Annotated in this window: 15 protein-coding genes and 1 pseudogene; 10 read left to right on the top strand and 6 right to left on the bottom strand. The window is 67.8% G+C overall.

Going from position 1 to position 16,835, the window contains the following annotated elements; all coding sequences use genetic code 11:
* Nucleotides 1-60 precede the first annotated feature (60 nt).
* Nucleotides 61-843, bottom strand: a complete 783-nt coding sequence (locus ACFWZ3_RS12225; RefSeq protein ID WP_439707994.1) for an enoyl-CoA hydratase-related protein — start codon at nt 841-843, stop codon at nt 61-63.
* Nucleotides 844-991: 148 nt separating this feature from the next.
* Between ACFWZ3_RS12225 and ACFWZ3_RS12220 the strand changes: the two genes are divergently transcribed.
* From ACFWZ3_RS12220 to ACFWZ3_RS12210, 3 genes and pseudogenes are all read left to right on the top strand, one after another.
* The gene (locus tag ACFWZ3_RS12220; protein ID WP_439707993.1) at nt 992-1,702 is read left to right on the top strand and encodes an FKBP-type peptidyl-prolyl cis-trans isomerase; all 711 of its coding nucleotides are present in this window, start codon (nt 992-994) and stop codon (nt 1,700-1,702) included.
* Nucleotides 1,703-1,828: 126 nt separating this feature from the next.
* Nucleotides 1,829-2,643: pseudogene (locus ACFWZ3_RS12215) on the top strand (NUDIX hydrolase).
* A complete protein-coding gene (locus tag ACFWZ3_RS12210) occupies nt 2,640-3,503 on the top strand; it encodes a sulfurtransferase (RefSeq protein ID WP_439707992.1) in 864 nt (287 codons plus the stop codon). Before ACFWZ3_RS12215 ends, ACFWZ3_RS12210 begins: the two are co-directional and overlap by 4 nt.
* A gap of 80 nt (nt 3,504-3,583) precedes the next feature.
* Here the strand turns inward: ACFWZ3_RS12210 and ACFWZ3_RS12205 are convergent, their stop codons facing one another.
* The 4 genes from ACFWZ3_RS12205 to uvrA form a co-directional block, all read right to left on the bottom strand.
* Entirely contained in the window at nt 3,584-4,345 is a 762-nt protein-coding gene (locus ACFWZ3_RS12205; RefSeq protein WP_439707991.1) for an enoyl-CoA hydratase/isomerase family protein, read from the bottom strand.
* 187 nt (nt 4,346-4,532) lie between these two features.
* Nucleotides 4,533-5,966: a DUF4139 domain-containing protein gene (locus ACFWZ3_RS12200; RefSeq protein ID WP_439707990.1), complete on the bottom strand. Its 1,434-nt coding sequence runs from the start codon at nt 5,964-5,966 to the stop codon at nt 4,533-4,535.
* Between the two features lie 176 nt (nt 5,967-6,142).
* Entirely contained in the window at nt 6,143-6,616 is a 474-nt protein-coding gene (locus ACFWZ3_RS12195) for an acyl-CoA thioesterase (protein WP_439707989.1), read from the bottom strand.
* Complete coding sequence (uvrA, locus tag ACFWZ3_RS12190) at nt 6,613-9,552, bottom strand: excinuclease ABC subunit UvrA (protein WP_439707988.1); 2,940 nt, start codon at nt 9,550-9,552, stop codon at nt 6,613-6,615. Before uvrA ends, ACFWZ3_RS12195 begins: the two co-directional genes overlap by 4 nt.
* A 175-nt stretch (nt 9,553-9,727) precedes the next feature.
* Between uvrA and ACFWZ3_RS12185 the strand changes: the two genes are divergently transcribed.
* The 5 genes from ACFWZ3_RS12185 to ACFWZ3_RS12165 all read left to right on the top strand — a co-directional run bounded on the left by ACFWZ3_RS12185 (nt 9,728) and on the right by ACFWZ3_RS12165 (nt 13,451).
* Nucleotides 9,728-10,261 carry a DUF2059 domain-containing protein gene (locus tag ACFWZ3_RS12185; protein WP_439707987.1) on the top strand — a complete coding sequence of 178 codons (534 nt, stop codon included), beginning with the start codon at nt 9,728-9,730 and terminating at the stop codon, nt 10,259-10,261.
* Between the two features lie 114 nt (nt 10,262-10,375).
* Nucleotides 10,376-10,690, top strand: coding sequence for a 50S ribosomal protein L21 (gene rplU, locus ACFWZ3_RS12180; protein WP_209614596.1), 315 nt, complete (start codon nt 10,376-10,378; stop codon nt 10,688-10,690).
* Between the two features lie 23 nt (nt 10,691-10,713).
* Nucleotides 10,714-10,971: a 50S ribosomal protein L27 gene (gene rpmA / locus ACFWZ3_RS12175; RefSeq protein ID WP_439707986.1), complete on the top strand. Its 258-nt coding sequence runs from the start codon at nt 10,714-10,716 to the stop codon at nt 10,969-10,971.
* 151 nt (nt 10,972-11,122) lie between these two features.
* Nucleotides 11,123-12,193 (top strand): Obg family GTPase CgtA, encoded by a 1,071-nt coding sequence (gene cgtA / locus ACFWZ3_RS12170; protein WP_439707985.1) that lies wholly within the window; start codon nt 11,123-11,125, stop codon nt 12,191-12,193.
* Nucleotides 12,194-12,410: 217 nt separating this feature from the next.
* Entirely contained in the window at nt 12,411-13,451 is a 1,041-nt protein-coding gene (locus ACFWZ3_RS12165) for a N(4)-(beta-N-acetylglucosaminyl)-L-asparaginase (RefSeq protein WP_439707984.1), read from the top strand.
* Nucleotides 13,452-13,556: 105 nt separating this feature from the next.
* Here the strand turns inward: ACFWZ3_RS12165 and rpsT are convergent, their stop codons facing one another.
* Nucleotides 13,557-13,820 carry a 30S ribosomal protein S20 gene (rpsT, locus tag ACFWZ3_RS12160; RefSeq protein WP_017460878.1) on the bottom strand — a complete coding sequence of 88 codons (264 nt, stop codon included), beginning with the start codon at nt 13,818-13,820 and terminating at the stop codon, nt 13,557-13,559.
* A 262-nt stretch (nt 13,821-14,082) separates the two neighbouring features.
* Here rpsT and murJ point away from each other — a divergent pair, with 262 nt between their 5' ends.
* Both murJ and ACFWZ3_RS12150 read left to right on the top strand, forming a co-directional pair.
* Nucleotides 14,083-15,690, top strand: a complete 1,608-nt coding sequence (gene murJ, locus ACFWZ3_RS12155; protein ID WP_439707983.1) for a murein biosynthesis integral membrane protein MurJ — start codon at nt 14,083-14,085, stop codon at nt 15,688-15,690.
* Between the two features lie 53 nt (nt 15,691-15,743).
* The gene (locus tag ACFWZ3_RS12150; protein ID WP_439707982.1) at nt 15,744-16,697 is read left to right on the top strand and encodes a bifunctional riboflavin kinase/FAD synthetase; all 954 of its coding nucleotides are present in this window, start codon (nt 15,744-15,746) and stop codon (nt 16,695-16,697) included.
* Nucleotides 16,698-16,835: the final 138 nt, after the last annotated feature.

Here is a 16,835-nt window from a genome sequence, read left to right as displayed (position 1 = left end):
CGCACCTGTGCGCGACCGGGATGCATGGCGGTCGCGCACAGGTGCGCTCCTACAAAAAAATCAGCGGCCGTTGAACGCGGCCTTGCGCTTTTCCAGGAACGCCTGGGTTCCCTCACGCATGTCCTCGGTGGCGAAGGCCAGCGCGAAGCCCTGCGTTTCGAACTCCAGGCCCTGGTCCAGCGCCGTTTCACCGCCAAGCAGGATCGCATCGAGGATGCCGGCGGCGGCCAGCGGCGCAGCGGCGGCCAACTGGTCGGCCAGCGCGTTGACCGTTTCGTCCAACGCCTCGGGCGCTACCACGCGATTGACCAGCCCCAACTCGTAGGCCCGCGCCGCACCGATCGGTGCGCCGGTCAGGCACAGCTCCAGCGCGGCGCTGCGACCGGCCAGCCGCAGCAGGCGCTGGGTGCCACCGAAGCCGGGGATCAGGCCCAGGTTGATCTCCGGCTGGCCGAACCTGGCCTTCTCGCTGGCCACGCGCAGGTGGCAGGCCATTGCCAGCTCCATGCCGCCACCAAGCGCGAAGCCCTGGATGCGCGCGACCACCGGCTTGCCCAGCCGCTCGATCGTGCTCATCAGGCGCTGCCCGGTGCGCGAGAACGACTGCGCCTGCACCGGCGTGTAGCCATTCATTTCCGCGATGTCCGCACCGGCGACGAACGCCTTCTCGCCCGCGCCGGTGAGTACCACCGCGCGCACCGCATCGTCCTGCGCCGCCTGGGTGAAGGCGAGAGTCAGTTCATTGAGCGTGTCGCGGTTGAGCGCGTTGAGCTTGTCGGGGCGGTTGACGGTGATGACGCGCACTGCGCCGCGGTTGGCGATTTCCAGGTTGCGATAGGCCATGACAAGCGCTCCGGCGAAAGGTAAACGCGCATGGTAGCGCGGGAACCTTTGCGGCTGTGCGGGTTCGAAGCAAACGCCGGTTGCGGCGCTGCATGGCGTCGCCAATGCGCATAGCATGTCGCGGTACCGTCGACGTTGGAGGCAAGGCATGACACGACTGGGTGGGTTGGCGCTTGGCATGCTGCTGCTGGGAAGCGTCGCGCATGCGCAGGACCGCGCCGACGCGCCGACGTCGCAGGTCAAGCTGGACAAGCACAAGCTGTCCTACGCGATCGGCTACCAGATCGGCAGCCAGTTTGCCGGCGGCGAGCCGGACGTGGACCTGGCCACCGTGCAGAAGGCCATGACCGATGCGTACGCCAAGCGCCATCCGGCCGTCTCGATGCAGGACATGCATGCCCAGCTCCAGCGGTTGGAGCAGCAACTGCACGCCAACGCCGTGGCCGAGTTCAAGCACATCGCCGAAGCCAACGCACGCAAGAGCGCCGACTACATGGCGCAGAACCGCAAGCGCCCCGGTGTGGTCCAGTTGCCTTCGGGCATCCAGTACGCGGTGATCGCGTCGGGCAAGGGGACCGAAAGTCCCAGGGTCACCAGCACCGTGACGGTCAACTACCGCGGCATGCTGGTGGACGGCACCGAGTTCGACAGTTCGTGGGCACACGGCGCGCCGGTCACCTTCCAGGTCGACAAGGTCATCCCCGGCTGGCAGGACGTGATACCGCGCATGCACGTGGGCGATCGTTGGAAGGTGGTGATCCCGCCCCGGCTCGCTTACGGCGAACGCGGCCAGCTGCCGCGCATCGGGCCAAACGAAGCGCTGGTGTTCGAGATCGAATTGCTCGACATCGCGAAGTAGGCGAGTCCTTCGCGCACGAGAGGCAAGACCGTTCGCGCCAAGCGCAGCCCGGGGGGGGCGAAGTCGAAGCGGATGTCGCGGCCATTCGCACAGCCACCCCTGTGCACATCGGCTAAAATCGCACGAATGCCGCACGATCCCCTTGTCCCCGCCGCGCCACTCACGCCCTGCATCGGCATTTGCCGGCTGGACGCGCGCGGCTGGTGCGAGGGCTGCCTGCGCAGCGGCGAGGAAATCGCCCGCTGGCGGTCCATGGACGACGCCGAGCGCCTGCTTTACATGCGCGAGATCCTGCCCGCGCGCGCGAGGACGTGATGGACGGCGCGCCCGAGCGACCGTTCCAAAGGCTGCTGGATGGGTTGCCGCAGGCCCTGCGTTCGCTTTCCGATCCACCGGCGGCCCCCGGATGGAACCATGCCCAGATGGCCGACCTCCTTGGCGACACGCCCAGGCGTCCTGCGGCGGTTCTCATTGGCGTGCGCGAAGGCGTGCAGCCGCGGCTGGTCTTCACCGTGCGCACCGCCCACCTGCAGTCGCACGCGGGGCAGGTCGCCTTTCCGGGTGGCCGGCAGGACCCGGAGGACGTCGACGCGATCGACACCGCCCTGCGCGAGAGCGAGGAGGAAATCGGGCTGGAGCGCGCGCTGGTGCAGCCGCTGGGCTTCCTCGACTGTTTCGAGACGATCAGCGGCTACTGCGTCACTCCGGTGGTCGCGCGCATCGACGAGGGCGCCGTGCTCTACCCGACGCCGGCGGAGGTGGCCGAGGTTTTCGAAGTGCCGTTCGCGTTCTTCCTTGAACCGGCAAACCTCAAACGCTATGTGATGGACTACCGCGGGCATCAGCGGCCGATGGTGGAATTCGTGCACGGCGGCCATCGCATATGGGGCGCCACCGCCGCGATGCTGCTCAACCTCCTCGAAAGGATGAAAGACGCATGAGCCTGCATACCACGCTGATCGATGCGGCCACGCTGGCCGCGCTGCCTCCGGACGATGTGCTGATCGTCGACTGCCGGGCCGATCCTGCCGGCGCCGGCGCGGCCGATCCGGACAAGCCCGAGCGCGAGTACCGCCAATCGCACATCCCCGGCGCGGTGCATGCCAGCCTGGAACACGACCTGTCCGATCTTCGCCGCGAGGGGCAGGGGCTGGGACGTCATCCGCTGCCGCTGGAACAGGCGTTTTCCGCCGTGCTCAGCCGCTGGGGCTGGCGTCCGGGCCTGCAGGTCGTGGCCTACGATGCCGGCAGCAGCGCGTTGGCGGCCGCCCGGCTCTGGTGGCTGCTGCGGCTGGCGGGCGTGCGTGAGGTTGCGGTACTCGATGGCGGCTTCGCCGCCTGGCGCGAAGCCGGCTTGCCGGTTGAAAGCGGTACCGTGGAACGCACGCCCAGCCAGGCCGAACTGCACTTCGATCCCCACCAGGCGATTACCGACCACGCCACGCTGCACGCCGATCCGGCGCCGGTGCTGTTGGATGCCCGCGCCGCCGCGCGCTATCGCGGCGAGACCGAACCGCTGGATCGTGCTGCCGGCCACGTGCCGGGTGCCCTCAATCGCCCCTTTGCCGACAACCTCGACGCCAGCGGCCGATTCAAGCCGCCGGCGCGTTTGCGCGAGGAGTTCGCGGCGGTGCTGGGCCACACGCCGCCGCAGAAGGTGGTGCACATGTGTGGCTCGGGTGTCACTGCCTGCCACAACCTGCTGGCAATGGAGCATGCCGGGTTGCACGGCTCGCGCCTGTACGCGCCCTCGTGGAGCGGCTGGGTGAGCGACCCGTCGCGGCCGATCGCCACCGGCTGACCAGCCCGTCGCAGGGTTCGGCCTCGCCCGTCCGCTGATTTGTAGGAGCCCACAAACGGGCTCCTACAGGAAGAGGGGCTTCAGCTGCTCTTGGCCTTCAGGCGTGCCACCAGGCCGTGCAGGGTCGCCTGCGTCTCGCTGTTGAAGAACGCCTCGAGAAAGCTGTCCATTGGCAGTGCATCGACATCCTTCCACGCCTCGCGCAGGTCGGCGCGGGCCAGTTCGCGCGTCGCCAGCATGGCGTGGCGAGGCAGCGCCAGCAGTTCGGTGAGCCAGTGGACCGCGCGGGTGACCACCTGGTCCACGCCGGTGAGCTCGTCCACGAAGCCACAGGCCAGCGCCTGCTCGGCCTCGATCATGGCGCCGGCGACCAGCAGCCGTTCGGCGCGGTAGGTGCCGACCACGCGGCGCAGTGCGAGCTGGATGCAGTCGGGCACCATCAGGCCCACCTGCACCTCGTTGAGGCCGATGCGGAACGGGCCCTGCGCCATCACGCGGTAGTCGCAGAACAAGGCGAGCACGGCACCGCCCGCCGGGCTGTGGCCGGTGATCGCGGCGACCGCCGGGATCGGCAGGTAGGCGAGGTCTGCGCACAGGTCGAACAGCGCGCGCCAGTAGGCGCGGACGCCGGCGCGGTCGCGCTGGAGCAGTTCGGGCACGTCCACGCCGGCGGAGAACAAGCCCTGGGCGCCGGAGATCACCAGGCCGCGCGCGCCGTCGCGTGGCGCCTGGGCTAGGGCATCGCGCAGGGCGGCGATGAGGTCCACGTTCAATGCGTTGACCGGTGGGCGGGCCAGGCGGATCTCGGCGATGTCGCCGTCGTGCGGAAGGATGTCGAGCATGGGGATTCCTTGGTTCGTCGGCGCAAGCTGGTGGGATTGTCGCAAGTTTGCCCCCATCCGCCCTTCGGGCACCTTCCCTCGCAGGGCGGGGAAGGACCAGTGGGTGGCAGTCCGTGATCGAGCCTTCCCCCGCTCCGCGGGGGAAGGTGCCGACAGGCGGATGGGGGAGGCCTTGCCGCGGACCCGCCTATTGAGCCCAGCGGTAGTGCACCGCGTAGTCCAGCGTCGCCTTGCCGCCGGCCGGCACATTTACCTTGAACTCCAGCACGTCCGGCGATTGCTTGCTCGGCTTTGCCGACGAGGACGCCAGCATCCATTCGCGCCAGCGGCTGGGGTGTTCGCGCACGGTCACCACGCGCGCCGATTCGCCGGCATTGGTGAGCGTGATGCGGAAGGCTTCGTCCATCGTGCGGGCGGCCTTGTCCACCTTGAAGGCGGTGCGCTCGCGCTCGGCGCGCAGGTCGAACGCGGTACCCAGGGTGAGGGTGGCATCGCTGCCCTTGGGCGTGTCCTCGATACGGCCTTCGCCCAGGAATTGCGGCGTGCCGCGGTTGTCGTTGCCCAGCACGCGCAGGTAGCCGGCCGGCAGGCTGTCGAAGGCAGTAAAGCGCAGGGTGCTTTCGATGGAGTTGCCGCCGCCTGTATTGAAATCCGGAGAGAGCATCGGCTCGCGCGGCGACCACGCACTGCCGTTCTCGTACAGCGCCGTCCGTTCGCAAGCCAGCGTCCGTGGCGTGTACAGCGGCACTTGGCTTACGCTGCCGTCCGGCAGGTCGACCGGTTGGGGCAGGGTGTAGAGGCGGTAATCGCCCAGGGAAGATTGCTGCGGCATGTCGGTGGCTTCGCCCTTGTACGCGCGTGCCATCGCCATCATCGGCTGGGGCGCGTCCGGCTTGGTGAAGCGCGGTTCGCCCGCGACCAGCTTGAGCGTGGCGTTGTGCCAGTCCCGCCCGCTACGGTTGGCGATGCTGGCGCGTGATTCGAATTGCATGCGGCAGGCATTGCCCGGCTCGAGCGTGCCCACGTAGGCGGCGCGCCAACCCAGGCCGGCGGTGGGATAGCTCAGCGTGGCGGTGGCGTTGCCGGCGCGTGCGGCATCCACGCGCAGGCGCAGGCTCGCGCCGGTGGGGAAGTCGCCGCCGGCGCTGCGCACCGCGGCATAGTCGCGCACCAGCGTGTTGCCGAGCGTGCCCTTGACCAGCAGGCCGTTGCCCGCGCGCAGCAGCGTGCCTTGCGCCAGCGATTCGCCGTTGCCGCCGAGCACGGTGATGTCCTGCCCCACCAGACCGGCGAGCGCCGCCTCGTTGCCCTGTCCCAGCAACAGGCGCTGGGAAATCACCCGGGCCTGGTCGTTGGCGAAGGACAGGGCGATGGCTTCGGGGTCGAGGTAGAGCGGCAGGTCGCCCAGGGTGATGTCCTGGGTCCCGGCTTTCAGCTGCAGTGTGCGTTGTTCGCGCGCCACCGCATGGCCTTCGGCCACGCTGCCGTCGCCCGCGGCGGTGTACAGCGCGGGGTTGTCACTGCGGTAGAGGGTCAGTTCGGTGTCGGTTGCCTGTACGGCGGGGGCCAGGCAGGCGGCAACGCAGGCGAATGCGAGGGCACGGCGAGGGGGCAGGGTCATGACGGGCTCCTTCGTGGGGAAGGGCCATCATAGAGGCACGGTGCGGACGGGCTGAACCTTTACACGAACATCGACTCGAAACGGTAGGAGCCCGCTTGCGGGCGATGCCATGGTTGCGCTCATCCCGGTTAAGGCATCGCCCGCAAGCGGGCTCCTACACTGGTTCCTGCGCAAGGTTACGAGTGACCGCCGACCGCCTCGCGGATTGCCTCGGGTAGCGGTACCGGCTTGCCGGTAGCCGGGTCCATCCAGACCATCACTACGTGGCCGTCGCCGTACAGGCGGTCGGTATGTTCGGCGTCGAGGATGCGGTGGCCGATGGTCATCGAGCTGTTGCCCAGCCGCTCGCAGAAGAGTTCGATGCGGATCTGCGCAGGCCATTCGATCGGGCGGCGGTAGTTGAGCTGGACGGCGGCCATCACCGGCATGGCGTGGTCGTCGAACCAAGGGCCCGGTACGTGGCTGAGCCACTGCAGCCGCGCCTCTTCCAGGTAGGTGAGGTAGTTGGAGTTGTTGACGTGGTTGAACGCGTCCAGGTCGCGCCAGCGCACCGGCAGGGTTGCGGTGAACAGCGGCGTGGGTGTGGCCGCTTGTTCGACAGGTGCTTCGGCCTTGGCCGCCTTCTTGGTCGCCGACTTGCGCGGGCTCATGGCGTCTTCTTCTTCTTGCGCGGCATGGGTCGGTGCTTGTCCGCCGAGGCAATGTGCTTGAGCGTGTTCTTGGCGCGCTTGGCCGCCGGCTTTTTCTCGACAGGTGCCGGCGTCTTGAGGTGCTGCACCAGGAACCGTCCGGTGTGGGATTCGGGCGACGCAGCCACTTCTTCCGGCGTGCCGGCAACCAGGATGCGGCCACCGCCCGCGCCGCCCTCGGGGCCGAGGTCGACGATCCAGTCGGCGGTCTTGATCACGTCCAGGTTGTGCTCGATCACCACGACGGTGTTGCCCTGGTCGACCAACTGGTGCAGCACGTCGAGCAACTGCTCGATGTCATGGAAGTGCAGGCCGGTGGTCGGCTCGTCCAGGATGTAGAGCGTGCGGCCGGTATCGCGCTTGGACAGCTCCTTCGACAGCTTCACGCGCTGCGCCTCGCCGCCGGAAAGCGTGGTCGCGCTCTGGCCGAGCTTGATGTAGTCCAGGCCCACGGCGCGCAGGGTGTCGAGCTTGCGCGCGATCGTCGGTACGTTCTCGAACAGCTTCAGCGCGTCCTCCACCGTCATGTCGAGCACGTCGGCAATGGTGTGACCCTTGTAGTGGATCTCCAGCGTCTCGCGGTTGTAGCGCTTGCCGTGGCAGACGTCGCAGGGCACGTACACGTCCGGCAGGAAGTGCATCTCCACCTTGATCATGCCGTCGCCTTCGCAGGCCTCGCAGCGTCCGCCTCGCACGTTGAAGCTGAAACGGCCTGGCGTGTAGCCGCGCGCGCGCGCCTCCGGCACCTGGGCGAACAGCTCGCGCAGCGGCGTGAAGAGGCCGGTGTAGGTGGCCGGATTGGAGCGTGGCGTGCGGCCGATCGGCGACTGGTCGATGTCGACCACCTTGTCGAACAGGTCCATGCCGGTGACCGATTCGAACGGTGCCGGCTGTGCGCTCGCGCCGTTCAACTCGGAGGCGGCCAGGCGGAACAGCGTGTCGTTGACGAGTGTGGACTTGCCCGAGCCGGACACGCCGGTGACGCAGGTGAACAGCTTGGCCGGGATCGCCAGGTCGACGTTCTTCAGGTTGTTGCCGCGCGCGCCCTTGAGGCGCAGCCAGGCGTCCTCGTCGACCGGCTTGCGCCGCTCGGTAGGGACTTCGATGGCGCGCGTACCGGACAGGTACTGGCCGGTGAGCGAGCGCTCGGAGCCGAGGATGTCTTTCAATGTGCCTTGGGCCACCACTTCGCCGCCGTGCACGCCGGCGCCCGGGCCGATGTCGAGCACGTGGTCGGCCATGCGGATGGCGTCCTCGTCGTGCTCGACCACGATCACGGTGTTGCCCAGGTCGCGCAGGCGCGTAAGCGTGCCGAGCAGGCGCTCGTTGTCGCGCTGGTGCAGGCCGATCGAAGGCTCGTCCAGCACGTACATCACACCGACCAGGCCGGCGCCGATCTGGCTGGCCAGGCGGATGCGCTGGGCCTCGCCGCCGGAGAGCGTGTCGGCCTGGCGGTCCAGCGTGAGGTAGTTGAGGCCCACGTCGTTGAGGAAGGTCAGGCGCTCGCGGATTTCCTTGACGATCTTGGCCGCGATCTCGCCGCGCCAGCCGGCCAGCTTGAGGTCCTCGAAGAACGCCAGCGCGTCGTCGATGGAACGGTTGGTCAGCGCCGGCAGCGGCTGGTCGGATACGAACACGTTGCGCGCCGAGCGGTTCAGGCGCTGGCCTTCGCAGGTCGGGCAGGGGTGGTCGCTGATGTACTTGGCCAGCTCCTCGCGCACCGCACTCGATTCGGTCTCCTTGTAGCGCCGCTCGAGATTGGGAAGGATGCCCTCGAAGGCATGCTCGCGGGTCACCCGGCCGCCGCGCTCGGTGAGGTAGCGGAAGGCGATCTTCTCCTTGCCGCTGCCGTACAGGATCGCCTGCTGGATGTGCGGCGGCAGGTCGCGCCAGCGCGTGTCGGCCTCGAAGCCGTAGTGCGCGGCCAGCGAAAGCAGCATCTGGAAATAGTGCGGGTTGCGCCGATCCCAGCCGCGGATCGCACCGTTGGAGAGCGGAAGCTCCGGATGGCCGACCACGCGCGCCGGGTCGAACACCTGGGTCACGCCCAGGCCGTCGCAGCTCGGGCAGGCGCCGATCGGCGAGTTGAACGAGAACAGGCGCGGCTCGAGTTCCGGCAGCGAGTAGTCGCAGACGGGGCACGAATAGCGCGAGGAAAACAGCTGCTCGGGCGCGCTGTCGTCATCCATGTCGACCACGATCACCAAGCCATCGCCCAGCCGCAGCGCGGTCTCGAACGACTCGGCCAGGCGCTGCTTCAAGTCCTCGCGCGGGCGGAAGCGGTCGATCACCACCTCGATCGTGTGCTTCTGGCGCAGGGTCAGCGGTGGTACCGCATCGAGCTCGTACACCACGCCATCGACGCGGGCGCGCACGAAGCCCTGCGCGCGCAGCTGGTCGAACACCTGCACGTGCTCGCCCTTGCGCTCGCGGATCACCGGCGCGAGCAGCATCCAGCGCTTGTCGGGGTCCAGTGCCAGCGTGGCGTCGACCATCTGGCTGACCGTCTGCGCCTCCAGCGGAATGGCGTGGTCGGGGCAGCGCGGCGTGCCGACGCGGGCGTAGAGCAGGCGCAGGTAGTCGTAGATCTCCGTGATCGTGCCGACAGTCGAGCGCGGGTTGTGCGAGGTCGACTTCTGCTCGATCGAGATCGCTGGCGAAAGGCCCTCGATATGGTCGACGTCGGGCTTCTCCATCATCGACAGGAACTGCCGCGCGTACGCCGAGAGCGACTCGACATAGCGGCGCTGGCCTTCGGCGTAGATCGTGTCGAAGGCGAGCGAGGATTTGCCCGAGCCGGACAGGCCGGTGATCACGATCAGGCGATCGCGCGGCAGGTCCAGGTCGATGTTCTTGAGGTTGTGCGTGCGGGCGCCGCGGATGCGTATGGTTTCCATGCGCGCAGGGATATGGGGGAGACCGGCCACTATACCAACCTGCCAAGGTCAGAAATTGAGACTCGGTAGGGTGGGCTTCAGCCTTCCGCCGCCTCCCGAGGACGCGGATCCGCGCTTTCCGTCGGCCGCTGGCTGTGGCCAAATGCCGAGCCCTGCGACGCGATGAGGAACTCACATGCGCAAGTGGACCGGACTGGGCCTGACCCTGTGGCTGGCGACGGGAACCGCGCTCGCGGCTACGCCCAAGCCCCCCAGCGAGGCACAGGTGCGCGCGCTGATGGACGTGTTCGGCGTCGACCGCATGCTGGGCCAGATGAACAGCCAGATGGCTGCGATGATGCAGCAGCAGCTGCCTTGCGTGCCGGCCAGCTACTGGCAGGGCTTCATCGATGCCAAGGGAGCGCAGGAGCTGACCGAGCGCATGGTGCCGATCTACCAGCGCCATTTCAGCGCGGCCGATATCCAGGGGCTGCTCGAGTTCTACCGATCGCCGCTGGGCAGGAAGGTGGTTATCGAGATGCCCGCGACCATGGCCGAGGGCATGAAACTGGGGCAGGAATGGGGCCGCGAACGCGCCCAGGAGATGCTGGCCGAACTGCAGAAAAGCGGGCGGATTGGCGCCCAGGGCCGCTGCCCGGCGTCGCCCGCCGCCACGTCCGGCGCGAAGCTGGCGGCGCCGGCGTCCGGGGGCTCGTCCGCCACGCCTTGAGCGGGTTGCTTAAAGATTGACCAGCGACGAAGGGTGCCGCTATACTTCGCCGTTCACCACGGCCGTCACGCGCGCGGTGAGACCCAAGAGAATAACGACAGAAGGGACCATCCCATGAGTTATGCAGTCATCAAGACCGGCGGCAAGCAGTACCGCGTCCAGCAGGGCGACGTGCTGCGCGTGGAGCTGCTGGATGCCGAGGAAGGCGCCAACGTGAGCTTCGACCAGGTCCTGCTGGTCGGCTCGGGCGATTCGGTCAACGTCGGCGTGCCGACCGTTGCCGGCGCCACCGTCTCGGCCACCGTGCGCCGCCACGGTCGTGCGGACAAGATCCGCATCATCAAGTTCCGCCGCCGCAAGCACCACAAGAAGCAGATGGGGCACCGGCAGCATTTCACCGAAGTCGAGATCACGGGCATCAACGCCTGATACACCAGCCGAGGATTTAAGTCATGGCACATAAAAAAGGCGTAGGTTCGTCCCGCAACGGTCGCGACTCGAACCCGAAGTACCTGGGCGTGAAGATCTACGGTGGCCAGGCCATCGAGGCCGGCAACATCATCGTCCGCCAGCGCGGCACCAAGTTCCATGCCGGCACCGGCGTGGGCCTGGGTCGTGATCACACGCTCTACGCGTTGACCGACGGCGTGGTCGAGTTCAAGACCCGCGGCGAGAACAACCGCAAGTTCGTCAGCGTCGTCAAGGGCTGATCGCTCCCGACGCTCAAGCGAAAGCCCCGCTTCGGCGGGGCTTTTGTTTTTGTGAAGCAAGGATCGGCGAGCGGGGGACGGGGAACATGCAGCTTCCCGGTTACCCTTCCGCTTCCATCTTCCAGTTACTTCCCCAGTTCCGGTTCCCACCATGAAATTCGTCGACGAAGCGATCATCAAAGTCCAGGCCGGTGACGGCGGCAACGGCTGCGTCAGCTTCCGTCGCGAGAAATTCATCCCGTTCGGCGGCCCCAACGGCGGCGACGGTGGCCACGGCGGTTCGGTCTGGCTGGTCGCCGACGAGGGCCTCAACACGCTGATCGATTTCCGTCATCAGCGCAGTTTCAAGGCACAGCGCGGCGAGAACGGCATGGGCTCGGACATGTACGGCAAGGGTGGTGAGGACACCGCCATCCGCGTGCCCGTGGGCACCGTGGTCACCAACGTCGATACCGACGAGGTGATCGGCGACCTGACCCAGCATGGCCAGCGCCTGCTGGTCGCCGAAGGCGGCAAGGGCGGGCTGGGCAACATCCACTTCAAGAGCTCGGTGAACCGCGCCCCGCGCAAGTCCACGCCGGGCACGCCGGGCGAGGTACGCGAGCTCAAGCTCGAGCTCAAGCTGCTGGCGGACGTGGGGCTGCTGGGCTTCCCCAACGCCGGCAAGTCAACCTTCATCCGTGCCGTCTCGGCCGCGACGCCGCGCGTGGCCGATTACCCGTTCACCACGCTGCACCCGAACCTGGGCGTGGTCAGCCTGGGTACCGACCAGAGCTTCGTGATCGCCGACATTCCCGGCCTGATCGAGGGCGCCGCCGAAGGCGCCGGCCTGGGCATCCAGTTCCTGCGCCACGTCTCGCGCACGCGCCTGCTGCTGCATCTGGTGGATATCGCACCGATCGACGGCACCGATCCGGCAGAGCAGGTGCGGGCGATCGAGCAGGAGCTTTCCAAGTTCGATCCCGAGCTGCTGGAGCGCCCGCGCTGGCTGGTGCTCAACAAGGCCGACGTGCTGCCGGAGGATGAGCGGCAGGCAGTGGCCGAGGACATCGTGGCCCGGCTGGAATGGAAGGAGCCGTGGTTCCTTGTGTCGGCGATCGCGCGCGACAACACCATGGCCGTTTGCCAGCAGGTGCAGCGCTTCTTCGAATCGCAGCGGCAGGTGCGCGAGGAGCGCGTCGATATGCAGCCGGGCGACGTGCGGCTGCGTGGGGAGCCGTAGGGCGGCTTCCCGCAAGGCTTCCCCCATCCGCCTGTCGGCACCTTCCCCCGTGGGACGGGGGAAGGCTCATTGAGGAGGGGCGCCGCACCTGTCTCCTTCCCCCGTTCCACGGGGGAAGGTGCCCGAAGGGCGGATGGGGAAGCCTTGCCGGAAACCGCATTCGCCTGCCCAGCCCGATTCGCGCATGATGCGGGACTTCCGTCCGAGGAGCCCCGCCATGCCGTCCCGCCGCGAATTCCTGAAGACCTCCGTGCTGGCCGCTGGTGCGCTTGCTGCGCCCCGCTTTGCAGCCGCGAGTGCCACGCCTTCGAAAGGAGCGCTGCCAGGCACCGACGGCGCCCGCGTCATCTCCACCTGGGACTTCGGCGTTCCCGCCAACCGGGTGGCCTGGGCCGTGCTCGCCCGCGGCGGCAAGGCGCTGGACGCGGTGGAGCAGGGCGCGCAGGTGCCCGAATCGGACCTGGCCAACCACAGTGTCGGCAAGGGCGGCTATCCCGACCGCGACGGCCACGTGACTCTGGACGCCAGCATCATGGACGGTGATGGCCGCTGCGGCGCGGTGGCGTGTCTGGAGAACATCGCGCACCCGATCCGGGTGGCGCGACGGGTGATGGAAGCCACGCCGCACGTGCTGCTGGTCGGCGACGGTGCGCTGCAGTTCGCCCGCGAGCAAGGCTTCCACGAGGAAAACCTGCTGACGCCTGAGGCCGAGAAGGCCTGGCACGAATGGTTGCAAACCGCGAAATACAAGCCCGTCGCCAACAGCGAGAACCTCGACTATCGCCGCAGCCTGCCCGGCGGCCACGACAACCACGACACGATCGGCATGCTCGCCGTCGACGCCCATGGCCACCTGGCCGGCGCCTGCACCACCAGCGGCATGGCGTGGAAGATGCACGGCCGCGTGGGCGACAGCCCGATCATCGGCGCGGGCCTCTACGTGGACGGCGAGGTGGGGGGCGCCACCTCCACCGGCGTGGGCGAGGAGGTGATCCGCAATGCCGGCAGCTTCCTGGTGGTCGAGCTGATGCGCCAGGGACGCAGCCCGCAGGAGGCCTGCGAGGAGGCCGTGCGGCGGATCGTGAAGAAGCGCCCGGACGGCGCGAAGGAAATGCAGGTGGGCTTCCTTGCGCTGCGGCGCGACGGTGCCGTGGGTGCGCACGCGATCCAGCATGGCTTCACCTACGCCGTGTGCGATGCGAAGAAGCAGGATGGCCTGTTCGCCTCGCCCAGCGTGTACACGACCAGCTTTTCCTGATCGGGAGCAGAGGCGCAGCCGGGTGGCTGCCTGCCTTTCTTACGCGCATACGAAAAGGCCGGCTTGCGCCGGCCTTTCCACCAACCCGTGATGTGCGAGGCCGGCTTACGCCAGCTCGCGGATCTTCGCGTTGAGGCGGCTCTTGTGGCGAGCGGCCTTGTTCTTGTGGATCAGACCACGCGCGGCGTAGCGGTCCATGACCGGCTGGGCGGCGGCGAAGGCTTCCACGGCGGCGGCCTTGTCCTTCGCCTCGATGGCCTTGACGACCTTCTTCAGGGCGGTGCGCACCATGGAACGGGCGCTGACGTTGCGCAGACGGCGCTGCTCGGACTGGCGCGCGCGCTTCTTCGCGGACTTGATGTTGGCCAAGGTAGAACTCCAGAGAAGGCTTGGGTTGGAAAAAGACGGGCAATTATGCGGGCAATGCGCTGGCCGGTCAACTGTTTAGGGGGCGCAGGGCGGCACACGCCCCTGTAGGAGCGCCCCCTGTGCGCGACCGGCAGGCCGAGGTCGCATACAGGGCGTGCTCCTACGAGCGGCGGTTCCCCGCCGCTGCCATGTCCCGGCTACCTGCGCGCCCCGGGGGGCTGTCACACTAGCGCCTTTGGCCGGGCCAGGTTCCGTTCCACGCATGAAATCCCCCAGCATGTTCCGTGGGCTGCTCTCGTTCAGCAGCATGACCATGATTTCCCGCGTGCTCGGCCTGGTGCGCGACATGGCGATCAACTCGGCCTTTGGCGCCAACGCGGCGACCGACGCGTTCTGGGTGGCGTTCCGCATCCCCAACTTCATGCGACGGCTGTTCGCGGAGGGATCGTTCTCCACCGCTTTCGTGCCGGTGTTTACTGAGGTGAAGGAGAAGGGCAGCCACGCCGACCTCAAGGAGCTGATGGCGCGGGTGTCGGGCACGCTGGGTGGCGTGCTGCTGGTGGTCACGGCGATCGGGCTGATTTTCGCGCCGGAAGTGACCATGCTTTTCTCGCCCGGTGCGCTGGACGAGCCGAAGAAATTCGCGCTGACGGTAGAACTGCTGCGGTTGACCTTCCCCTTCCTGCTGTTTGTCTCGCTGACCGCGCTGTCGGGCGGTGCGCTCAACAGTTTCCACAGGTTCGGCCTGCCGGCGCTGACGCCGGTGATCCTCAACCTGTGCATGATCGCCGGCGCGCTGTGGCTGTCCAAGTGGCTCGATACGCCGATCCTGGCGCTGGGCTGGGCGATCCTGGCTGCCGGCATCCTGCAGTTGCTGTTCCAGTTGCCCGCACTTCGCGGGCTGGACCTGCTTGCGCTGCCGCGTTGGGGCTGGAGCCATCCGCAAGTGCGCCGGATCATGCGGCTGATGGTCCCGACCCTGTTCGGCTCCTCGGTGGCGCAGATCAACCTGCTGCTGGATACGGTGATCGCCTCGCTGCTGATTGCCGGCTCGCAGAGCTGGCTGTCGCAGGCGGACCGCTTCCTCGAACTGCCGCTGGGTGTGTTCGGCGTGGCACTGGGCACGGTGATCCTGCCCTCGCTGTCGCGCCACCATGTCACTACCGACCGCACGGGCTTTTCGCGCGCGCTGGACTGGGGTTTGCGCACCACGCTGCTGATCGCCGTGCCGGCGATGTTTGGCCTGATGCTGCTGGCCGAGCCGCTGGTGGCGACGCTGTTCCAGCATGGCCGCTTCGATGCGTTCGACACGCGCATGGCAACGCTGTCGATCACCGCGTTGAGCTTCGGCCTGCCGGCGTTCGCGCTGGTCAAGGTGCTGTTGCCGGCGTTCTACGCGCGGCAGGACACGCGCACGCCGGTGCGGGCGGGCGTGGCCTCGCTCATCGCCAACATGGCGCTCAATGTGCTGTTCGTGGCGCTGCTGTTCGCGCTGTGGGCGACCCCGAGCCAGAAGCAGGCCCCATGGCTGCAGGCGCTGGCCGAGGTGCCGGGCCTGCACATGGCGCTGGGCATGGCCAGCGCGCTGGCCAGCTACATCAACCTGGGCCTGCTGTGGCGCTGGCTCAAGCAGGCTGGGGTGTATGAGCGCCAGCACGGCTGGGCGCGCCATTTCGTGCGACTGGCGGTGGCCTGCACGGCGATGGTGGCGGTGCTGCTGCTCGGGCGCTGGCTGTGGCAGGACTGGACCTCGGTGGCGACCGTCACGCGTGTCTGGCACCTGGCGGTGCTGGTAGGCGCCGGCGGCCTGACATACGTCGTCGCGCTTTTTGCCATGGGCTTTCGTATGGGCGAGCTACGCGGGGTCTAGCCTCCCGCAGGAACGTGAACGGCTCGCGACGGACGTCCGCTTATACTGGCCGGATGACGAGACTCTCCCGGGACCTTGCGGGCCCCTGCCTGGCCCCCGAAGGCAGCGTGGTGGCCATCGGCGCCTTCGATGGCCTGCATCGCGGGCACCAGGCCCTCCTGGCCGAGGTGCGCATTCGCGCGCAGGCGCTGGAGGCAGCGCCGGCGGTGATCAGCTTCGAGCCGCTGCCGCGGGCGTACTTCTCGCGCGAACCCGTGCCCCGACTCTCCAGCGTGCGCGAGAAACTCAAGGGCTTTGCCGCGGCGGGCATGGTGCACGCGCTGCTCCTGCGCTTCGACGAGGCGTTGACCGCGATGTCTGCCGAAGACTTCGTACGGCGCGTGCTGGTCGACCGGCTGGCGGCGCGCGAGGTTTGGGTCGGTGAGGATTTCCGTTTCGGCCACAAGCGGTCGGGCGACGTGGCCATGCTCGAACGCATGGGTGCCGGGCTCGGTTTCATCACGCGGGTGATGCCGCCGGTACTGCTCGATGGCGCACGCGTGTCTGCTACCCGCGTGCGGGCGCTGCTTGCTGCCGGCGAGTTCGCCGGCGCCACGCCCCTGTTGGGGCGTCCGTTCGTGATCGAAGGGCGGGTCGAGCGCGGCAACCAGTTGGGTCGAACGTTGGGTTTCCCTACGGCCAACATCCATCTGCGCGGGCGGGTCAGTCCCATCCAGGGGATTTTTGCCGTGCGCGTTGGGCTGGGAGAAGCCCCGTGCAGTTGGCCCGGCGTCGCTTCGCTCGGATTACGACCGACGATCAACCAGGTCGCGCAGCCGGTGCTCGAAACCTGCCTGTTCGATTTCGAAGGCGATCTCTATGGCCGGCGCATGGCCGTGGAATTCGTCGCCAAGCTGCGCGACGAGCAGAAATTCGACGGCCTGGAGGCGCTGACCGCGCAGATGCATGACGACGCCCGCCAGGCGCGCGAGCTACTGGGCATGAACCCGCGATTGGCAGAAGCTTGATTGGTCGCTGTTTGTAGGAGCGCCCTTGGGTGCGACCACCATGGCGGTCGCGTCCAAGGGCGCTCCTACACGAATCGTCCTCTACCGCAACGCAGCAATTTCCACTATTTTCAACGGTTCGCCGGCGCGTTTCGCGCC

It is taken from the genome of Frateuria sp. GZRR35 (assembly GCF_051900415.1).
Lineage (GTDB): Bacteria > Pseudomonadota > Gammaproteobacteria > Xanthomonadales > Rhodanobacteraceae > Frateuria_A.
This window is presented reverse-complemented; position numbering and strand designations above follow the sequence as displayed.